Origin of the sequence: Streptomyces sp. NPDC001668, from assembly GCF_042893155.1 — a bacterium.
Classification (GTDB): Bacteria; Actinomycetota; Actinomycetes; order Streptomycetales; family Streptomycetaceae; genus Streptomyces.
Genome location: NZ_JBIAUQ010000013.1, coordinates 232,969 through 252,017, shown reverse-complemented (window position 1 = coordinate 252,017; position 19,049 = coordinate 232,969). Strand labels below are relative to the sequence as shown.

The 19,049-nt window shown below is 69.8% G+C and carries 19 protein-coding genes; 15 read left to right on the top strand and 4 right to left on the bottom strand.

From position 1 onward, the window contains the following. Positions 1 to 39 precede the first annotated feature (39 nt). From ACFYZ8_RS32905 to ACFYZ8_RS32895, 3 genes are all read right to left on the bottom strand, one after another. Positions 40 to 816, bottom strand: coding sequence for an AfsR/SARP family transcriptional regulator (locus ACFYZ8_RS32905; protein WP_359033076.1), 777 nt, complete (start codon positions 814 to 816; stop codon positions 40 to 42). Positions 817 to 1,016: 200 nt separating this feature from the next. Further along, positions 1,017 to 1,943, bottom strand: coding sequence for an NADP-dependent oxidoreductase (locus tag ACFYZ8_RS32900; RefSeq protein WP_359033078.1), 927 nt, complete (start codon positions 1,941 to 1,943; stop codon positions 1,017 to 1,019). A 16-nt stretch (positions 1,944 to 1,959) separates the two neighbouring features. Then, positions 1,960 to 3,633 carry an FAD-dependent monooxygenase gene (locus ACFYZ8_RS32895; protein WP_359033080.1) on the bottom strand — a complete coding sequence of 558 codons (1,674 nt, stop codon included), beginning with the start codon at positions 3,631 to 3,633 and terminating at the stop codon, positions 1,960 to 1,962. A 171-nt stretch (positions 3,634 to 3,804) separates the two neighbouring features. On the opposite strand from ACFYZ8_RS32895, the gene ACFYZ8_RS32890 reads away from it, so the two are divergent. From ACFYZ8_RS32890 to ACFYZ8_RS32830, 13 genes are all read left to right on the top strand, one after another. Then, a complete protein-coding gene (locus tag ACFYZ8_RS32890) occupies positions 3,805 to 4,059 on the top strand; it encodes an acyl carrier protein (RefSeq protein ID WP_359033082.1) in 255 nt (84 codons plus the stop codon). Between the two features lie 39 nt (positions 4,060 to 4,098). After that, positions 4,099 to 5,121 carry a methyltransferase gene (locus tag ACFYZ8_RS32885; protein WP_359033084.1) on the top strand — a complete coding sequence of 341 codons (1,023 nt, stop codon included), beginning with the start codon at positions 4,099 to 4,101 and terminating at the stop codon, positions 5,119 to 5,121. 55 nt (positions 5,122 to 5,176) lie between these two features. Continuing rightward, positions 5,177 to 5,419, top strand: coding sequence for an acyl carrier protein (locus ACFYZ8_RS32880; RefSeq protein WP_359033086.1), 243 nt, complete (start codon positions 5,177 to 5,179; stop codon positions 5,417 to 5,419). After that, a complete protein-coding gene (locus ACFYZ8_RS32875; protein WP_359033088.1) occupies positions 5,419 to 5,874 on the top strand; it encodes an SRPBCC family protein in 456 nt (151 codons plus the stop codon). The genes ACFYZ8_RS32880 and ACFYZ8_RS32875 overlap by 1 nt, the downstream gene beginning before the upstream one ends. 10 nt (positions 5,875 to 5,884) lie before the next feature. Then, positions 5,885 to 7,414 (top strand): AMP-binding protein, encoded by a 1,530-nt coding sequence (locus ACFYZ8_RS32870; RefSeq protein WP_388539023.1) that lies wholly within the window; start codon positions 5,885 to 5,887, stop codon positions 7,412 to 7,414. Between the two features lie 37 nt (positions 7,415 to 7,451). Beyond that, positions 7,452 to 7,784, top strand: a complete 333-nt coding sequence (locus ACFYZ8_RS32865; RefSeq protein WP_388539020.1) for a TcmI family type II polyketide cyclase — start codon at positions 7,452 to 7,454, stop codon at positions 7,782 to 7,784. An 11-nt stretch (positions 7,785 to 7,795) separates the two neighbouring features. Then, positions 7,796 to 8,212: a cupin domain-containing protein gene (locus ACFYZ8_RS32860; protein ID WP_359033094.1), complete on the top strand. Its 417-nt coding sequence runs from the start codon at positions 7,796 to 7,798 to the stop codon at positions 8,210 to 8,212. Between the two features lie 2 nt (positions 8,213 to 8,214). After that, positions 8,215 to 9,474 carry a beta-ketoacyl-[acyl-carrier-protein] synthase family protein gene (locus ACFYZ8_RS32855; protein WP_388539017.1) on the top strand — a complete coding sequence of 420 codons (1,260 nt, stop codon included), beginning with the start codon at positions 8,215 to 8,217 and terminating at the stop codon, positions 9,472 to 9,474. Beyond that, complete coding sequence (locus tag ACFYZ8_RS32850) at positions 9,471 to 10,688, top strand: ketosynthase chain-length factor (RefSeq protein WP_388539015.1); 1,218 nt, start codon at positions 9,471 to 9,473, stop codon at positions 10,686 to 10,688. The genes ACFYZ8_RS32855 and ACFYZ8_RS32850 overlap by 4 nt, the downstream gene beginning before the upstream one ends. 17 nt (positions 10,689 to 10,705) lie before the next feature. Then, positions 10,706 to 11,026, top strand: a complete 321-nt coding sequence (locus tag ACFYZ8_RS32845) for an antibiotic biosynthesis monooxygenase family protein (RefSeq protein ID WP_359033100.1) — start codon at positions 10,706 to 10,708, stop codon at positions 11,024 to 11,026. 12 nt (positions 11,027 to 11,038) lie between these two features. Beyond that, positions 11,039 to 11,806 (top strand): alpha/beta fold hydrolase, encoded by a 768-nt coding sequence (locus ACFYZ8_RS32840; RefSeq protein WP_359033102.1) that lies wholly within the window; start codon positions 11,039 to 11,041, stop codon positions 11,804 to 11,806. Positions 11,807 to 11,900: 94 nt separating this feature from the next. Then, a complete protein-coding gene (locus ACFYZ8_RS32835; protein ID WP_359033104.1) occupies positions 11,901 to 13,199 on the top strand; it encodes a cation:proton antiporter in 1,299 nt (432 codons plus the stop codon). A 390-nt stretch (positions 13,200 to 13,589) separates the two neighbouring features. Continuing rightward, positions 13,590 to 15,452: a BTAD domain-containing putative transcriptional regulator gene (locus ACFYZ8_RS32830; protein WP_359033106.1), complete on the top strand. Its 1,863-nt coding sequence runs from the start codon at positions 13,590 to 13,592 to the stop codon at positions 15,450 to 15,452. A gap of 101 nt (positions 15,453 to 15,553) precedes the next feature. On the opposite strand, the gene ACFYZ8_RS32825 is transcribed toward ACFYZ8_RS32830, so the two are convergent. After that, a complete protein-coding gene (locus ACFYZ8_RS32825) occupies positions 15,554 to 16,456 on the bottom strand; it encodes an MBL fold metallo-hydrolase (protein ID WP_388539011.1) in 903 nt (300 codons plus the stop codon). A 181-nt stretch (positions 16,457 to 16,637) separates the two neighbouring features. Here ACFYZ8_RS32825 and ACFYZ8_RS32820 point away from each other — a divergent pair, with 181 nt between their 5' ends. Together ACFYZ8_RS32820 and ACFYZ8_RS32815 are read left to right on the top strand one after the other, a co-directional pair. Further along, positions 16,638 to 17,735: an aminotransferase class I/II-fold pyridoxal phosphate-dependent enzyme gene (locus ACFYZ8_RS32820; protein WP_388539008.1), complete on the top strand. Its 1,098-nt coding sequence runs from the start codon at positions 16,638 to 16,640 to the stop codon at positions 17,733 to 17,735. 74 nt (positions 17,736 to 17,809) lie between these two features. After that, positions 17,810 to 19,012 (top strand): acyltransferase family protein, encoded by a 1,203-nt coding sequence (locus ACFYZ8_RS32815; RefSeq protein ID WP_388539005.1) that lies wholly within the window; start codon positions 17,810 to 17,812, stop codon positions 19,010 to 19,012. Positions 19,013 to 19,049: the final 37 nt, after the last annotated feature.

Sequence of the window (19,049 nt, the reverse complement as noted above, 5' to 3'; positions counted from 1 at the left end):
ATGGTGGAGCCGGCCCATCAGGATTCGCTGAGGAAGCGGTCAGGTCCGGCAGGGAGCGTGGGATGCGGAAGAAATCACGGCCAGGGGATCGCCCGAGTGCAGGGCCTCGGCGAAGAGGCGTTGCAGTCTGGCACCGGGTTCGACGCCGAGTTCCGTGGCAAGTCGCCGCCGTATTTCCTGATAGGCGAGAAGAGCTTCTGCCTGCCGGCCGGCCTGGCAAAGGGCGGTGATCAGTAATTCGTGGAAGCTCTCGCGAAGACAGTGTTCCTTTGCCAGCTTCGGCAGAACGGTGAGGACGATGTGGTGGTTTCCCGCTCTCAATTCTGTCTCGGCCCAGCCGTCGACGGCGACGAGATATTCCTCTTCCAGGCCGGTGGCAGCCTGCTCCAGGAGCCATTTCGATTCGGTGTTCGCCAGGGGGTGTCCGCGCCACAGGTGCAGGGCCTCTCGGTACAGGGCCGGTGAACCCACGGCCCTGGCTCGGGTGACGAGGTGCCGGAAGCGGTGCAGGTCGACACAGTCCGGGTCGATCTCCAGCACGTAGCCGGCGGACCGGGTGCGCAGCTCGGCGCCGGGGCAGCGCGCCAGGGAACGCCTGATCCTGGAGATGTGGGCCTGCGCCGCGTTGCGCAGAGAGCTGGAGGCGTCGGGGCCCCAGACCGCCTGGACGACCTCGTCCAGCCGGATGACGGTGCTCGGCTGCAGCAGGAAGACGGCCAAGGCGGTGCGCTGTTTGATTCCCCCCAGCGGGAGAAGCCGTTCCTGCCACTGGGCCTCCACTGGCCCGAGCAGCCTGAACCGCAGGTCGTCCTCCATGGCTCAACACCTCGCTTCAGGAGTGTCGGCGCGCTCCACGGGCCATGCTGTGGCTAGCGCCGCTAGGTGTAGTCTAGCGCCGCTAGTCTATCCTTAGCAATGCTAGGTGGCGGTTCTTCGGGCATGCGGAAGGCCGCCGCGAGGATTCGCGGCGGCCTCGGCCGTGCGGGCGGTGCGAGGGGCGAGGGGCGCCCAGGGGCTTATGGGACGAGCAGCAAGCGCCCTCGCACACCTCCCCCGGAGAGCAGTTCGTGCGCCTGGGCGGCCTGGTCGAAGCCGAAGACCTGGGGCGGGCGCAGTGTCATACGGCCCCGGTCCACGAGGGACACCAGCTCACGCAGTTGCGGGCCGTCGCTGTGCATATGGATCTGGTGTACGTCGATGCCGCGCTCGGGCCGGGGAGTCTTGGGCGGGGTCAGGCCGGCGAACGCCCCTCCGTCGCGGACGGCGGCCAGCATGTCCGGTCCTATGGCGGCCGCGTCGAGGAGCCCGTCGATACCTTCCGGGGCCGCGGAACGCAGCGCCTCGACGGGGTCGTCGGACCGCGGAACGTACACGGCGCCGCGTTCGGTGACGAACTCCTTGTCCCGCTCCGAGCAGAGGCCGACGGTGTGCAGCCCCCGTTCCCGCGCCAGCTCGATGGCGTAGCCGCCCACGGCGCCGCCCGCTCCGGTCACCGCCAGCGTCCGGCCCTCCTTCAGATCCAGCCGGTCCAGGGCCTGGAGGGCCGTCAGCGCGTTGACCGGGAGGGCGGCCGCGTCGATCAGCCCGCAGCTGCGGGGGGCGGGCGCGAGAGCGCGGGCATCGAGCACGACGTACTCGGCCTGCGTGCCGGTGAACGTCTCCAGCCAGTCCGAGATGCCGACGACGGCGTCGCCCACGGCGAAGCCGTCCACGGAGCGGCCGACCGCGTCGACCACGCCGGACATGTCCCAGCCGAACACGTAGTGGTCCCGCTCGGGCAGCAGCGGGCCGAGCCGTCCGGTGCGTGCCACCGTGTCGAAGTTGTGCACCGCCGCCGCCGCCACGCGGACGCGTACCTGCCCCGGGCCGGGCTCCGGAACCGGGAGGTCGAGAACGGAGAGCTTCTCCGGACCTCCGAAAGCCCTGATTCCTACTGCTCGCATGCCTGCTCCTCGGATGTCATTCGGTTGTCGTGTTCGCGCGGGCAGTGATGAGCGACAGGACGGTCTCCATGGTCTGCTCCGGGGTCTGCTCCGGCTCGGGCGCCGTCTCCGCGACCGGGGCGTCCTCGGTCCGCCAGCCCACGAATCCGTCGGGCCGCACGAGCAGGGCGCCGTCCCGGCCGATTCCGGCGGCCTTGCCGAACGCGTCGTCCGGATCGACCAGGTCGCCGTCCGCGGCGACGCGGTAGGCGCGCAGCGGGATGCCCAGACGATCCGCTGCCGCACGCGCCGCAGCGGTCCAGGCCTGTCCGTTCGCTCCGGCCAGCAGGACGAAGGCGTCGCCCGGCAGGTCGACCGTGGAGATCCGCTCGCCGTCCCGGGTCACCCAGACGTGCGGTACGCGCATGCCGGGACGCCCGTCGATGACCAGGTCGTGGCCCAGCACCTCGTCGAAGGGCTCGCCCAGCACCGCCGCCGACGTGTACCGGTAGGCGGTGGTCACCACGGTCTGGTCGCGCTCGTCGTGCACCGTGGCGTCGTGCGGGGCACTCCAGCGCATGTGCCGCATCCATGCCTGGTCCGCGGTCGCCCGGCCGACGGGGCGGCGCTCGGCCTCGTAGGTGTCGAGGAGGTCCGGACCTGCCCACCCCTTCAGGACCCCGGCCAGCTTCCAGGCAAGGTTGTTCGAGTCCTGGACACCGGCGTTGGCGCCGAAGCCGCCGGTCGGGGGCAGCACATGGCAGGCGTCGCCGACGAGGAAGACCCGGTCGGAGCGGTAGCCGTCGACGATCTCGTGCGCCATCCACCAGCCCATCGTCATGTCGACGTCGATCTCCAGATCGGGCACGCCGGTGGACTTCCGGATCAGCTCGACGCACTCCTCGTGGCTGATCCGGCCGTCCTCGATCTCCTCCGCGCCGCAGAACAGCCCGAAGATCCACCGCTCGTCGTCGAGCTTGAACAGCATGCCGGGGGCCTCGCGGTGGGACAGGTACAGGATGAGGAACCGGCGGCCGCCGAGAATCGCGTCGATGTCCGCCTTGAACAGCACGTTCAGCACATGTCCGACGGTCCCGTTGCCGCTCCTGCCGATGCCGAGCCCGGTGCGGACCGTACCGCCGGCCCCGTCGGCGGCGATGAGGTACTGAGCGCGGACCGTCGACTCGGCGCCGGTGCCGCGGTCCCGGATCACGGCGGTGATCCCTGTGGTGTCGTGCTCGTAGCGCAGCATCTCGGTGTTGAAGCGGATCTGCGCGCCGCGGTCGACGGCCTCCTTCAGCATGATGGGCTCGACGCGGTCCTGCCCGCACCAGACCGGCTCGACCGGCCCGATGTCGGTGAACTCGTTGGTGCCTTCCTCCATCACGCCGACCTTGCCCGCGACCACGTCGGCGAGGGAGCCGGCCCGCAGGATGGCCCGGGGCAGATGGCGCGGCGGAAGGTCCGTGCGCGACCAGTACGAGCCGGACACCACCTTCTCCGCCGCGTCCCACACCGCCTGCTGGATGCCGACCGTGCGGAACAGCTCCATCGTGCGGGGGCTGACGTGGGTGGAGCGCAGCAGCTGTGACGTCGTCGTATTCCGTTCGACGACGAGGCAATCGACACCCTGCTGGCGAAGAAAGAGCGCGGCGGCGAGCCCGGACAGGCCGCCGCCGACAATCATCACAGGAACCTGGACATCTGACATGGCCGCATCCTTGTCCTACTCGATCACTGTTGTCCGCAGGATTTCCTGGCGTTCTGAAAAAACGCTGAGGAAGTAATAGGGGGCCAGTTCCCGGTGGCCGTCCTAAAGGATCGCTGACTAATCGCTGAATACTCTTGACAGTCCGATCCGCGGTGCTGGAGCTTGGGTGACATGCGGGAACTGACCTTGGAGGACTTGATCGTCCTCACCAAGACCTATGCCGGAGAGGCGGAGGACGGGGCTCTCGACGGGGATGTCATCGACGTTATATTCGGGAATCTCGGATACGACTCGGTCGCCCTTCTCGAGGTGGTCAGTCAAATAAAGAACCAGTACGGAATAGACCTGTCCGACGACACGATGGGTACTTTCCGAACGCCCCGTGAAGTACTGGAAGCGATCAATGTGGTTATTCGTGAGAAATGACAGGAGGCGGAAATAGTGGAGAGTGGTGGGAAAGAACTGGTGAACCCGATTCCCGATGACCTGCATGCCCAGCATCTGATCCTGCTGGCCTGTTCCGGGCGGCTCTCGCGGATCGTCGAGGCGCTGGTCGAGCTCGAGGTCGCGGACGTCCTCGCGGACGGTCCGCTGCCCGTGGAGACCCTGGCCGAGCGGACCGGCACGCATGCCCTCTCGTTGCACCGCCTCCTGCGCTGCGCCGCCTCCGTGGGGCTCTTCGCCGAAGGTCCTTCGCGGGTGTGGAATCTGACTCCGCTGGCCGACGGACTGAGGGCCGGCAACCCCGACGGGGTGCTGCCGCTGACGAAGTACAACCGGACGGCGCTGACCCAGAAGCCCTACGCGGGACTCATGCACAGCCTGCGCACCGGTGAGCCGGCGTTCCCTCAGGTCTTCGGCATGTCCTTCGTCGAGTACCTCCAGCAGAACCCCGAGACCGACGCGTACTACGACTCCTTCATGTCGCACTGGAGCCGGCAGTTCGTCGCGGACGAGCTCAAGCAGTGGGACCTCGGCCGGTTCGGCCGCATCGCCGACCTCGGGGGCGGCGACGGATTCTTCCTCGCCCAGGTCCTCCGGCAGAACCCGGAGGCGACCGGTCATCTCCTGGACCTGCCCTGGATGGCGGAGAAAGCCCGGAAGGTGCTCGCAGAGCACGACGTGGCCGACCGCGTGACGGTTCAGGCCGGCAACCTGCTGACCGCGCCCATCCCGGACTCCTACGACTGCTACTTCATCAAGGCGGTCCTGCACGATCTGCCCGACGACGAGGCGGGCCTGGTGCTGCGCCGGGTCCGGGAGGCCATCGGAGACGACACCGCCGCCCGGCTGCTCGTCGTCGACTCCGTCCTCGACCCGGGCAACGCCTGGGACCACGGCAAGTTCCTCGACCTCGACATGCTCGTCCTGCACGGCGGCCGGGAACGCACCCTCGACGACTGGAAGGCGCTGTTCGCCGAGGCCCGGTTCGAACTGCTCTCGGAGCCGATCTACCACTGGACGCTGCTCGAGTGCAGGCCGCTGTGACCCGGCGCGTCCGACGCCCCGTCCCTTTCCGCCACCCCGCCACGGAGGCACGCCCATGCCGACGGTGACCGTTTCACGCGAGCAGCTCTACCGGATCCTCGCCACCCACATCGGACTCGACCGCGATGCCATCGGCGGCGGCTCCACCCTCACCGACCTGGGTGTCGACTCGATCGGGGTGATCGAGCTGGACAAGGTCCTGGAGGACGAGTTCGGCAGGACCCTGCCCGAGGACAGTCCGGCCATGACCCTCGACCAGATCCTCCACCACATCAACTCCCTGGAAGGCGAAGGCTGATGGCCTCCTCGACGGACAACTCCGTGTACATCGACGCGCCGCTCGACCTGACCTGGCGGCTCACGAACGACCTGCGCTCCTGGCCCCAGCTGTTCACCGAGTACGCGGCGGTCGACGTGCTGCACGAGGAGGGAAGCACGGTCCGCTTCCGGCTCACGATGGTGCCCGACCCCGACGGCACCGTGTGGAGCTGGGTGAGCGAGCGCACCCGCGACGACGAGGCGAAGACCGTACGGGCGCACCGTGTGGAGACGGGCCCGTTCGAGTACATGCGCATCTACTGGGACTTCGCCGGGGAGGGCCGGGGCACCCGGATGCGCTGGCGTCAGGAGTTCGAGGCCAAGCCGACGGCGCCCTTCGACGACGCCGGCATCACCAAGCGGATCAACGACAACACGGCGATCCAGATGCAGGTGATCAAGGAGAAGATCGAGCGCGCCGCCGCGGCTGCCTGATCACCACGCCATGGACGAACACACCACACTGTATGCGCGGTTCGCGGCGGTCGTACGCCGTCACCCGGACGAGACCGCGCTCGAGGTGGACGGGCAGAGCTACTCCTACCGCCGACTGGACGCGCTGGCGGGAGCGGTGGCCGACGAGCTCGTCCGTACCGTCGGGCGGGTGCCCGGGGCCGTCGGTCTGCTGGCGGCGCGTCATGTGTCCGCCTACGTCGGCTACCTCGCCGCCCAGCGGCTGGGAGCCGTCACGGTGCCGCTCAATCCGGGCTTCCCCGCCGAGCGCACCACCTGGACGGTGGCGGCCGCCGGAGCGGAGGCGGTCCTCGCGCAGTCACCGGGGGCTCCGGTCAACGTTCCGGTCCTCGAACTGGACGACGCGGCGCTCGACCGGCTGGAACGGTCCGGCCGGGAACCTCGGGCCGGTGCGCCCGGCGCCTGCGCGAGCACCGCCTATCTGCTGTTCACCTCGGGCTCGACCGGCACACCCAAGGGGGTGCCGATCGCGCACCGGAACGTGCTGGCGTATCTGGACCACGTCATCGCCCGGTACGACCTCGGACCGGGATGCCGGCTGTCGCAGACCTTCGACCTCACCTTCGACCTGTCCGTCTTCGACCTCTTCGCCTCCTGGTGCTCGGGGGCCACGGTCGTGGTGCCCAGCCGGGCGGAACTGCTGGCTCCGGTCCGCTTCGTGGCCGGACGGCGGATCACCCACTGGTTCTCCGTGCCCGCGGTGGTCTCCGTCGCGGCGCGACTCGGGCGGCTGCCGGCAGGATCCATGCCGGAGCTGCGATGGAGCCTGTTCTGCGGGGAGCAGCTCACCCTCGACCAGGCCCGTGGCTGGCAGGAGGCGGCGCCGAACAGCGTGGTCGAGAACCTGTACGGACCGACCGAACTGACCCTGAGCTGCGCGCAGTACCGGCTCGGCCCGGAACCGCGCGACTGGCCGGCGCCGGCCAACGGGACGGTGCCGATCGGCGAGCTCTACCCAGGGCACGAGGCTCTCGTCGTCGACGAGTCGGGCCGCCCGGCGGACGAGGGCGAGTTGTGCGTGCGCGGCCCGCAGCGCTTCGACGGCTATCTGGCGGCCGAGGACAACGTCGGCCGGTTCGTGGCCTTCGACGGATCACGTGCGGCGGTGCGCGAGGACGCCGATCCGCCCCCCGCGGACCTCTGGTACCGGACGGGCGATCTCGTGCGCCGGACCCGGTGGGGCCTGCTCCACCTGGGCCGGCTGGACCACCAGGTGAAGGTCCAGGGGTACCGGGTCGAACTCGGTGAGATCGAGTGCGCGATCCGCGCCTGGCCCGGAGTGCGCGACGCCGTCGTGGTGCCCGCACACCGGGAGGACGGAGCGACCACCCTGCACGCCGTCTTCACGGGCGAGCGGTCCGACGGCGACCTGATCCTCAAGGGGCTTCGCGAGCGTCTGCCCCCGCACATGCTGCCGAGATCGGTGACGCACCGGTCGGAGCTGCCGCTCAACGCCAACGGCAAGGTCGACCGACGGGCCCTCGCGGAATCCGTCTCCTGAGGCGGTCCGTGCAAGCCCACACCCAAGGAGAGAGCACATGCAGCGCGTGATGTTCATCGACCGTATGAGGCCGGAGGACGCCGAGAAGGTGTCCGCCGTCTGGGAGGCGCACGACCGCACGGGACTCCCCCGGCGGATCGGTGTCGCGACGCGGACCCTGTACCGGTTCCGCGGTCTGTACGTCCACATGGTGGAGGCGAGGCCGGACCTGGAGGGCGATCTCGCCGACCGCATCCTCTCGGCCCGCACCGATCCGCTGTTCGTCGAGACCAGGGACCGTCTCGCCGACTACCTCAGCCCCTTCTCCCCGGAGTGCCGCACGGTCGCCGACACCCGGGCCGAGGAGTTCTACCACTGGCGAGAGAGCTGAGGAGTCGAGCCATGTCCGCTCTGACGAAGGTTTCGATGAAGGACGTGACCCCGAGCCGCAGGCTCGGCGGCGGCATCTGGCCCTTGCTCACCCCGGCGTCGGTCGGTGCCAGCGCCGGGTTCCTGGGCGCCATGACGCTGGAGCCCGGCGAGTTCATCGCTGCGCACTTCCACCCGCATTCGGAGGAGTTCGTCTTCGTCGCGGAGGGCGCCGTGACGCTGCTGGCCGACGACGAGGAACTGCGTCTGGAACGGTGCGAGGCGGCGATGGTGCCCAAGTCCACCACCCACCGCATCACCAACGAGGGGAGCGTGCCGGCGCTGGTCGTGTTCCAGATGGCGCCGCTCGCACCGAGCCCCGAAGAAGGCCACGTCGAGGTCGAGCCGGCGCCCAACCCCGGCGGTGCACCTCCCTCCGTAGGGAAATGACCATGCGCAAAGCGGTTATCACCGGAATCGGCGTCATCGCCCCAGGGGGCGTGGGAACCAAGCCGTTCTGGGAGCAGATCACGTCCGGGCGGTCCGCCACGCGGGCCGTCACCCACTTCGACGCGAGCCGCTACCGGTCGAGGATCGCCGGCGAGGTGGACTTCGATCCGCTGGCGGCCGGGCTGCGGCCCGACCAGGCCGACGGTCTGGACCGGATGGTGCAGTTCGCTCTCGCCGGGCTGCGGGAGGCCCTCGAGGACAGCGGATTCGCCGGTGGTGTCCCGGTTCCCGAGCGGGCCGGTGTCAGCCTGGGCAGCGCGGTCGGCTGCACGACGGGACTGGAGACCCAGTACGCCAAGGTCAGCTCGCACGGGCGGGACTGGCTGGTCGACCACACGCTGGCGGCCGGTCACCTCTTCGACTTCTTCGTCCCGACGCCGCTGGCCCGCGAGGTGGCCTGGGCGGCCGGAGCCGAGGGGCCGGCCGCGGTGGTGTCGACCGGTTGCACCTCCGGCCTGGACGCGGTCGGCTACGCGCTCGACCTGATCCGTGACGGCTCGGCGGACGTGATGATCACGGGAGCCTCGGACGCCCCCCTGTCACCCATCACCTACGCCTGCTTCGACGCTCTGCGTGCCACGTCGCCGGACAACCACGATCCGGCGGGTGCGTGCCGCCCGTTCGACCGGACCCGTAACGGGTTCGCACTCGGCGAGGGCGCGGCAATCTTCGTCCTGGAGGAGTACGAGCACGCGCGGCGACGCGGCGCTCACATGTACGCCGAGCTGGCCGGGTTCGCCACCCGCTGCAACGCGTACCACATGACGGGACTGCGCCCCGACGGCCGCGAGATGGCCGAGGCGATCCGGGCGGCGATGGCCCAGGCCTGTGCCGCCCCGGAGGACTTCGACTACATCAACGCCCATGGCTCCGGCACCCGGCAGAACGACCTCCACGAGACCGCGGCCTTCAAGGACGCGCTCGGGGCGGCCGCCTACGACGTTCCTGTCAGCTCGATCAAGTCGATGATCGGCCACGCGCTCGGATCGGTCGGCTCGATCGAGATCGCCGCGTGCGCACTGGCCGTCGAGCACGGGGTCGTCCCCCCGACGGCCAATCTGCACGAGCCCGATCCCGAGTGCGATCTGGACTACGTCCCGCTTGTCGCCCGTGAGACCGCCGTCGACGTGGCGCTCACCGTGGGCAGCGGCTTCGGCGGATTCCAGAGCGCCGCCATCCTGCGACGAGCGGAGACGTCATGATCGTCGTCACCGGAGCGGGCGCCGTCGCCCCGAACGGCCTGGGGGTCGACGCCTACTGGAAGGCGGTCGTGGACGGTCGCAGCGGGCTGGGCAGGCTGAGCCGTTTCGACGTGTCCCGCTACCCGGTCACGGTCGGCGGCGAGGTGTCCGACTTCGACCTGCGGGCGCACGTACCGTCCCGCCTGCGCCCGCAGACCGACCGCAGCACCCAGTTCGCCCTGGCCGCGGCGGCCTGGGCACTGGAGGACGCCGGGATCGACCCCGCCGAGCTCGGCGCCTACGACGCGGGTGTCATCACCGCCAACGGCTGCGGCGGGTTCGAGTTCGGTCAGCACGAGTTGCAGAAGCTCTGGAGCGAGGGACCGCACCGTGTCAGCGCGTACCAGTCGTTCGCCTGGTTCTACGCGGTGAACACCGGCCAGATCTCGATACGCCACGGGCTGCGCGGCCATGGCTCCGTCGTCGTCACGGAGCAGGCCGGAGGCCTGGACGCGCTGGGCGCGGCCTGTCGCCAGCTGCGCGGCGGCACCTTGCGTGTGGCCCTGACCGGCGGTGTGGACGCACCCCTGAGTCCCTGGGGGCTCACCGCCCAGATCCCCAACGGGCTGCTGAGCGAGGAGAGCGACCCCGACCGGTGCTACCTGCCCTTCGACCGGGCCGCGTCCGGTTACGTTCCCGGCGAGGGGGGCGCGTTCCTCGTCCTGGAGGAGGCGTCCGCCGCTCGCGAGCGCGGAGTCCGGGCGCCGTACGGGGAGATCGCCGGTTACGCGGCCACGTTCGATCCCGCCCCCGGGTCGGGGCGGCCGCCCGCTCTCGCCCGGGCGATCACCAACGCGCTCTTCGAGGCCGGGCTGGGCCCGCGCGACATCGGCGTCGTCGTCGCCGACGCCCAGGGGACACCCGAGCTCGACGCCCTGGAGGCGGCGGCGATCACCGAGGTCTTCGGCCCGAAGGGGGTCCCGGTGGCGGTGCCGAAGGCGACGACGGGCCGGCTGTACTCGGGCGGCGCGCCGCTCGACGTGCTGGCGGCACTGCTGATGATCCGCGAGGGCGTGATCCCCGCCGCCGCGAACGTGACCGACGTACCCGAGGAGTACGACGTCGACGTCGTCGCGGGCGCGGGCAGAACCCTGCCGATCCGTGCGGCGCTGATCGTGGCGCGCGGCGCCGGGGGCTTCAACTCCGCGCTGGTGGTGCGCGGTTCGTCGATGTGAGGGAGAGAGGCTCGACCATGGGACGCATTTCGCTGTCCGACGGCTACTACACCCTGGTCAACATGTTCCGCGTCAGGGCCGAGGACCAGCAGCGGATGTACGACGAAATCGTCGACGTCACGGACGTCATCCGGCGTTTCCCCGGATTCGTCTCGGCCAACGTGCACCTCAGCGAGGACGGGATCCGTGTCGTCAACTACGCGCAGTGGCGCAGCAAGGAGGAGTTCGAGGCCATGCAGCGCCACCCCAGCGTCCAGGACCACTTCCGGCGCTGCCGGGAACTGGCCGAGATCGACTCGGTGTTCTGCGAACTGGCGTACACCCATGACGGTACGTGAGCGGGGACACGGATGACCGCGCGAGCGGAGCCGGGAGCGTGGTTCGCCGCTGCCGAGGCCCGTCCGGACGCCGACGAGCTGCTGTTCTGCCTTCCCCACGCGGGGGGCGGGGGCCTGACGTACTCCGCGTGGCGCGAGGCGTTCCCGCCCCGGATCGCGGTCGAGCCGGTTCTGTTGCCCGGCCGTGAGAACCGGATCCGGGAGGATCCCGGCTTCGATCCGGAGGAGGTGGCCACCGCTGTGATCCGCCGGGCCGGTGGCCGTCCGTACAGTCTCTACGGGCACAGCATGGGCGGTGTGCTGGCCCTGGAGGCCGTGCGCGAGCTGGCACGGCGCGGGGCGCGGCTCCCGCTGCGGCTCGTCGTCGGCGGGAGCGTCCCACCCGACCGGGAGTGCCACTGGATCACCGAGTGGGCCGCGCTCGACGACGACGCGATCGTCGACCGGATGGGTGTCCTGGGAGGCACGCCGGACGCCGTCCTGGCGCACCGGAAGCTGCGCGAGCGGATCGCGCGTGTCCTGCGTGCCGATCTCGGCTGGCTGGCGGACTACCGGTTCCCCCGCCGGGCGAAGGTGCCCGTTCCCCTGATCGCCCTGGCCGGCCGGCACGACCCGGTGGCCGGCCCGGAGGTGATGATCCGGTGGCGCGAGCTGGCGGGGGCCGGTTTCCGGCTCTGCCTGATCGACGGCGGCCACTTCTTCCACCTGGAACGGACGGCCGAGGTGATCGCCGTGCTCGCCCAGGAGCACGAAACCCCCCGCGCGTCGCACGGGGCCTGACCCACTTGCTCGGACCTCTGGAGACGTTGTGCTGGCTGTCGTCGATCCGGTGCCCCCGATCGCCTCTCATCAACTGCTCGTCTTTATCCTTCAGGTGGGATGCCTGATCCTTCTCGCCGTGCTCATGGGGCGGCTGGCGGCGCGCTTCGGGCTGCCGAACGTGGTCGGCGAACTGTGCACGGGCGTGCTGCTCGGCCCGTCGGTTCTCGCGCACCTCGCACCCGGTGTGGCGGACTGGCTGCTGCCGCGGGACCCCGCCCAGCAGCATCTGCTCGACGCGAGCGGTCAGATCGGGGTGCTGCTGCTGGTCGGGCTCACAGGAGCCGGGCTCGATCTCGGACTGATACGCCGCCGGGCCGTTTCCGCGGTCAGCGTGAGCGTGGCGGGCGTCGTCATTCCCACGGGTCTTGGCATCTGCGCGGGGCTGCTCGTGCCGGACTCGCTGGTGCCCGCGAGCGCCGACCGTTCCGTCTTCGCCCTGTTCCTGGGCGTGGCCATGGGGATCAGCGCGATCCCGGTCATCGCCAAGACGCTGGCGGAGCTCGGACTGCTCCGCCACGAGATAGGCCGGCTGATCCTCTGCGCGGTTCTGGTCGACGACATCGTGGGATGGATCCTGCTCTCGGTGCTGTCGGGACTGGCGACGCACGGGGCGCGGGCGCAGACCGCGGTGGTGTCCGTCCTGTGGGTCGCGACCGTCGTGCTGGTCGCGGCGATGGCCCGGCCGTTCGTGCGCCGGTGGCTGCGCGGCGGCGAGGGCACGCCGCGCGCGGACACCGGGCCGGCCTGTGCGGTGGCCGTCATCCTGCTCTCAGCGGGCGCGACCCAGGCGATGGGTCTGGAGGCGGTGTTCGGGGCGTTCATGGGCGGCATGGTGGTCGGGGGCTCCACAGGACTGTCGTCCGAGCGGCTGGCCGCGGTGCGCACGACGACGATGACGGTCTTGGCACCCCTGTTCTTCGCGACCGCGGGGCTGCGCATCGATCTGACCGCCCTGACCGAGCCCGTCGTCCTCCTCACCGGCCTCGCCGTGCTGTGCGTCGCCGTCGCGGGCAAGTTCGCCGGGGCCTACGTGGGCGCCCGGCTCGGCCGGCTGGGCCACTGGGAGGGGCTGGCGCTGGGGGCGGGCATGAACGCCAGAGGCGTCATCGAGGTGGTCATCGCGATGGTGGGGCTGCGCCTGGGCGTGCTGAGCTCCGCCGTCTACACCATCGTGGTCCTGGTGGCCATCGCGACCTCGCTCATGGCACCTCCGTTGCTACGGGCGACGATGCGGCGGGTGCGGGTCGAGCAGGAGGTGCCCGGCGAGCGGGTGGACCCTCCTGTCCCCTGCTCCTCGCGGAACGCCGACGCGGGCCGTGGCGGCGGTCCGCGGACGCTCAACGGGCATTGAGCAGGCCGGGAGCCCCGCACGATCGGGCGCCGGTACCTGCGGTGAGCAGCGCGAAGGCCACCATCACCCGCTGATGGTGGCCGTTTCCATGCCCGTGGTCGACTACCTGCCCCATGTTGACTTCTGAACAATTCCAATGCGCCGCTACCCGCACGGCAAAGGAAGGAGAGGGGGCGGAGGCAAAGGGCTAGCAAAACCTCAATGGCCGCAGGGGAATATATGGTTCCGCTGCTATCGTATCGAGCAGTGCTAGGGGCGCAGTGTGATGCGTGCCTGCTCGGCTATTTGCGCCCATTGCTCGGTGGGTCCGTACGCAATTTCACGTCGGTATCCTAGCCGTGGTGGCACGGGACTTGGCCGCGGCTTCCAACGGGAACGGGGGAGCGTGTCATGCAATTTGGGCTGCTCGGTAATCTTGAGGTGACTGTCGCGCAGGAGGAAAGGATCTCCCTCCCGCCCAAACTGCGCACAATTCTGGCTCTCTTGTTGGTGTCACAGAACAAGATAGTGCCGACCAGTCAGTTCGTCGATGAACTCTGGATGGGCGATCCGCCCATGACGGCCATGGCCACTATCCAGACGTACATCTATCAACTGCGCAAACTCCTGGGGATAGGCAGCGGCGTCAAGGGAGACGAGATCTCCCTCATCACGGAGCCTTCCGGATACCAGCTCTCGGTGCCGGCCGAGTGCGTCGACGTCCCGGTGTTCGAGCGGGCCTTCCACGCGGGCCGCGACGCCTTTCTGCAGGGCGACTACGACCGCGCCCTCAAGGCCCTGGGCGCCGCACTCTCCGTCTGGCGGGCGTCGGCGCTGTGCGACGTGCAGAAGGGCCACTGGCTGGAGGCCTACGCGGCGAAGCTGGAGGAGACCCGGACCCAGGCCACCGAGCTGCGGATCGAGGCGTACCTCAAGGCCGGACGCGCCCTCGACGCCATCCGGGAGCTGCAGTCGCTCACCGTCATCCATCCACTGCACGAGGGGCTGCACGCCAAACTCATGGTCGCCCTGCACCGCTCCGGCCGCCGCCACGAGGCGCTCGACATCTACCGCCGCCTGCGGTCGGCACTCGCCGAGGAGCTGGGCATCGATCCGTCCCGCGTCATCCAGAAGCTGGAGCGGGCGCTGCTGGCGGCGGATCCCGCGCTCGACGCCTCGGCCGAGGCGGCCCCGGGTCAGCACACCGTCCTCGCGGTTCCGGCGCAGCTGCCGGCCGACATCCCGGACTTCGTGGCCCGGGACTTCGTGCTCTCCCGGGCGGAGTCTCTGGCGCATCCGGGCGGAGGTGGACAGGCGCCGCCCGTGATCTCGGTGACGGGAATGGGCGGAGTCGGAAAGACGACGACGGCGATAAGGCTTGCCCACCGGCTGCGCCGCCGCTTTCCGGACGGTCAGTTCTTCACCCAGCTGACCTCGCCGACCGGTGAGGTGGTGGATCCCCGGGACACTCTCGGTGAATTCCTTTTCGCTGTCGGATTCAGCCCCAGTCAGATTCCGGCGAAGCAGGAGTCGCGCAGCCAGCTGTTCCGCAGCTGGTGTGCCGATCGCAAGGTCCTGATCCTGCTGGACGACGTTGCCTACGAGGATCAGGTCAGGCCACTTCTGCCCGGCGGTCCGCAGTGCATGGTCATTGTCACCAGGAATTCACCCCTCTATGGTCTGAGCGGAATTCAGAACGTTGAACTGCGTCCCCTGGAGAGCGATGAGGCGTTCGAGCTCTTCGTCCGGATCGCCGGAATGCCGCGCAGTGACAAGGAGCGACTCCTGGTCCGTTCCATCGTGGCTTCCTGCGGAAACCTTCCTGCGGCCGTGAGAGCGATAGCCGGAAAGCTGGCTCATTCCGGGAACCTCTCACTGGAAAAGCTCGTCGAGCGTCTGAGCGAGGAAAGGACCCGGCTGAGCGAGATGTCTTCCGCCGGGGTCGATGTCCGCGCCAGGTTCGAAAGGAGCTACGTGAAGCTGGACGCCGAGGCGAAGCTTCTTCTGCATCTGCTCGGCCGGGAGGAGGGCCGGACGTTCTCCGCAGCCGACGCGGCCGGCCTTCTCGAGGTGGACACATCGTATGCAGAATCGCTTCTGCAGCGTATCTACGACGCGCGCCTGCTCATCATGGACGACTCCTCGGGGAGGACGAACGCCTACCTCCTTCCGGACCTCGTCCGCCTCTTCACCCTGGAGCGGTGCCGCGAGGCGTCCGATCTGCACGATCTGACCGGGCGCGCGTCCACCGGCCGCAGTCTGGGGGCGGCCTGAGGGCGTCGTGGTGACACGGAAACGCCCGCCACGCCGTCGTCCTGTGCTTCAGGGCGCGGCGCGGCGGGTCCGGCGTGTGCGCGGCGGTCGTCGTGACCGCCTTACACGGAGGGATCGACGGGGCTGAACCGGTAGGAGTCCCCGTCGCGCTGTACGAGTCCGGCCACGGTCCCGTCGAAGTGGCTGCCGAACAGGACGGTGTCGTCCTTGGCCAGTTCGGAGAAGAGCGCCTGGCGGGTCCGGGTGGCCTGGTCCGGGTCGACGTCGACGGTGCTGCACATGGCCGTGCGCACGAACTGCACCGGATGGTGCATGCAGTCGGCCGAGATGACGGCGGACCGGCCGCCGCTCTCCAGCCGGACCAGAGTCTGTCCGGGTGTGTGTCCCGGCGCCGGCAGGAGCCGCACCCCGGGCGTGACCACGGTGCCGTCCGCGGGGACCTCCACGGGCGTGAGCCGGCCGGAGGCCCGGACCGGTTCGATGGAGTCCTGGAACATCTCGCGTTCGTCGTCGGACAGTTCGATGCCGGCCCAGTAGTCGTGCTCGGCCTGGGACGACACGTAGCGCGCGTTCGTGAAGGTGGGCTGCCAGGTGTCGCCCACGAGCCGGGTGTTCCAGCCCACATGGTCGGCGTGAAAGTGCGTGTTGATGACCAGGTCGACGTTCTCGGGGGTGAACCCGACGGCCGCGAGCGCTTCCATGAACGGGGTGGTCAGGTGGTCCCATGCCGGGAAGGGACGCGACTTGTCGTTACCCACGGCCGTGTCCACGAGCACGCGCCGGCCGCCGATCTCGACCGCGAAGGCGTTGACGGAGCCGAGAAGCTGGCCCTCCGCGTCGGCGTGCGAAGGGTGCAGCCAAGGGGTCTCGGCCACGACCTCGGGTGTCGCCTGCGGCAGCAGCCAGCGGCCGAAACCGCGGAGCGGCACCTCCGCCACCTGATGCACCGTCATCTCACCGATCCGCCAGCTCTTGGTCATGGCGGTGTGTTGAGGCATCGTCATGTCACCGGACGCTACGGCAGGGAACGGACCCCGCGATAAAGGCTTCCTAGTGGGCCGATAAGGCCCGCGGCGCCTCGCTCGCGGCGTCCCGATGTCAGCACTTTGTCAGTGCACGCCGTCACCATGACGGTGCCGAGTGTGACATCGACGGCCTTTTGGCTGCCCACGTTATGGAGCCGACATGACAGACGCGAGTACCTGGTCCACGGGCGGGCCGGGCGGAAGGCGGGGCCGTGGCGAGCCGGGCAGGGCGGACACCTACCGGGCCGACCGTACCGAGGTTCCCTTCGCCCCGCTGCCAGGGGTGATGGCATCGGTGCTCGACGCGGTCGAGCGGCTCAACCGCTATCCGGATCCCAGCGGCGCGGGTCTCGCGGAAGCCCTCGCGCGACGCTTCTCGGTGCCCTCCACACATGTGGTCGTCGGGCCCGGCGGGGCCGCGGTGACCCAGATGCTGTTGCGGGCCGCTGTCGGGCCCGGTGACGAAGTCGTCTGCTCCGGTCCCTCCCCGGGGGCGTCGGCGCTGCTGGAGCGGAGCGGGGCGCGGCTCGTGGAGGTTCCGTTCGCGGGCCCGGTCCAGGACCTGGACGCACTGGCCGCCGCGGTCACCGGCAGGACCCGTGTGGTCGTGGTCGGCAGCCCGAACGACCTGACCGGCACGACCATGAGCCACCGCTCGCTGCTGGACTTCCTGGACATGATGCCTCCCGGTGTCCTCGTGCTGGTCGACGAGCGGTATCGCGAGTTCGTCACCGATGCGGGCGGGGCCGGAGCGGATGCCGGCGAATCCGTGGCTGACGGGGTGGGCCTCGCGCGGGGGCGCTCGAACGTGTCCGTGGTGCGCACCTTCTCGCATGCGTACGGACTGGCCGCACTGCGCGTGGGATTCGCGCTGGCCGCCCCCCGGCTCGCCGACGCCGCCCGCCGGGCCGCGCTTCCGTTCGCGGTGAGCGGGCCGGCGCAGATCGCCGCCACCGTATCGCTGGCCGCGCAGAGCGAGCTGGACCACCGGGTCCGCGTCCTGGGCCGGGAGCGGGATCGTATGGCCCGCGCACTGCGCGCACAGGGGTGGGAAGTCCCGATGAGCCAGGCCAACTTCCTGTGGCTGCCACTGGGTCCCGCGACCGAGGACTTCGGGCGGGCCTGTGCCCAACTCCATGTCGTGGTCCGCGAGTTCCCCGGCAACGGCGTACGCGTCACCGTGGGTGAGCGGGAGGCCAACGACATGGTTCTCTTCGTGGCCTCACGTTTCGCCGGCCGCCGCCCCTTCGGGGCCTGAGCGGATTCCGAGCCCCTCTTCACCGGCGCCCCGAAGACTGTGCCCTCTCATCGACCGACGAGAGGGTGATGGCCGTGGCCACACAGATCCACCCCGGGTCCTCCCGGTTGCCGTCGCTGACCGGTATGCGGTTCATCGCGGCCTTGCTGGTCTTCTTCTGCCACGCGACGATCCAGGGCTTCTACCAGGACATGCACCTGAGCATGTCGCTGTTCCGCATCGGTGCGGGCTCCGGCTGGCTGGGGGTGTCGTTCTTCTTCGTCCTCAGCGGATTCGTGCTCACGTGGTCGGCGCGAGCCGGTGACAGCCCCCGACACTTCTGGCGGCGCCGGATCGCGAAGGTCGGCCCCAACCACCTGGTGGTCTGGGCCTTGGCGCTGCTGCTCGTGCTGGTGCCGGGGCAGCCGGCCGGCGAAGGCGCGACGGTGGCCAAAACGGTGCCCAGCCTGTTCCTGGTCCACGCCTGGATTCCCGACGTCGAGGTCATCGACGCCCTGCACGTGCCGAGCTGGTCGCTCAGCTGCGAGCTGCTGTTCTACCTGAGCTTCCCCTGGCTGCTGCGATGGGTGAGCGCCATTCCGGCGAAGAGGCTGTGGGCCTGCGCCGGCGGCGTCGTCGGTGCCATCGTCTGCGTCCCGTTGCTGTCCAGGGTGCTGTTGCCGGACACTCCACGGACGCCGTTCCTGCCCATGTCGGTCTGGGACTACTGGGGCGTCTACACCCTGCCGCCGGTCCGGATGCTCGAGTTCCTGCTGGGGATCCTGATGGCGCGGATCGTCATGTCCGACCGCTGGATCGGGCTGGGTCTGGCGCCCGCGGTCGCCGTGCTGCTGGGGGGATGCTTCCTGCAGTGGCACCTCACACCGTCTCCGTACGCCATGGTGGCACCCACCGTGGTGGGGCTCGCGCTGGTCATCCCCGCCGCCGCGGTCGCCGACTGCCGGGCGAGCGGCAGCCCGTTCCGCGGCCGCCTCATGGTGTGGCTGGGTGAGATCTCGTTCGCGATGTACCTGGTCCACTTCCTCGTCCTCTACTTCGGGCACCTCGCCTTCGGGTTCGACCGGACGTGGAGCACGGGGACGGCGGTGGCCATTCAGCTGCTGCTCCTGGGGGTCACGCTGGCGCTCTCCGCCGCGATCCACGGGTTCGTCGAGCGGCCCGCCATGCGCCGGTGGAGCCGTTCCCGCAAGCCGGCCGCGGTCTCGTCGACGGCGCGGGACGACGCGGCGGCCGCGGATCTCGCCTCTCCCGCGCTCCCCACGGGAGATGTTCCCTAGCATTGCCAGGGAATGTCTACTGCTGCTAGTCTCCACC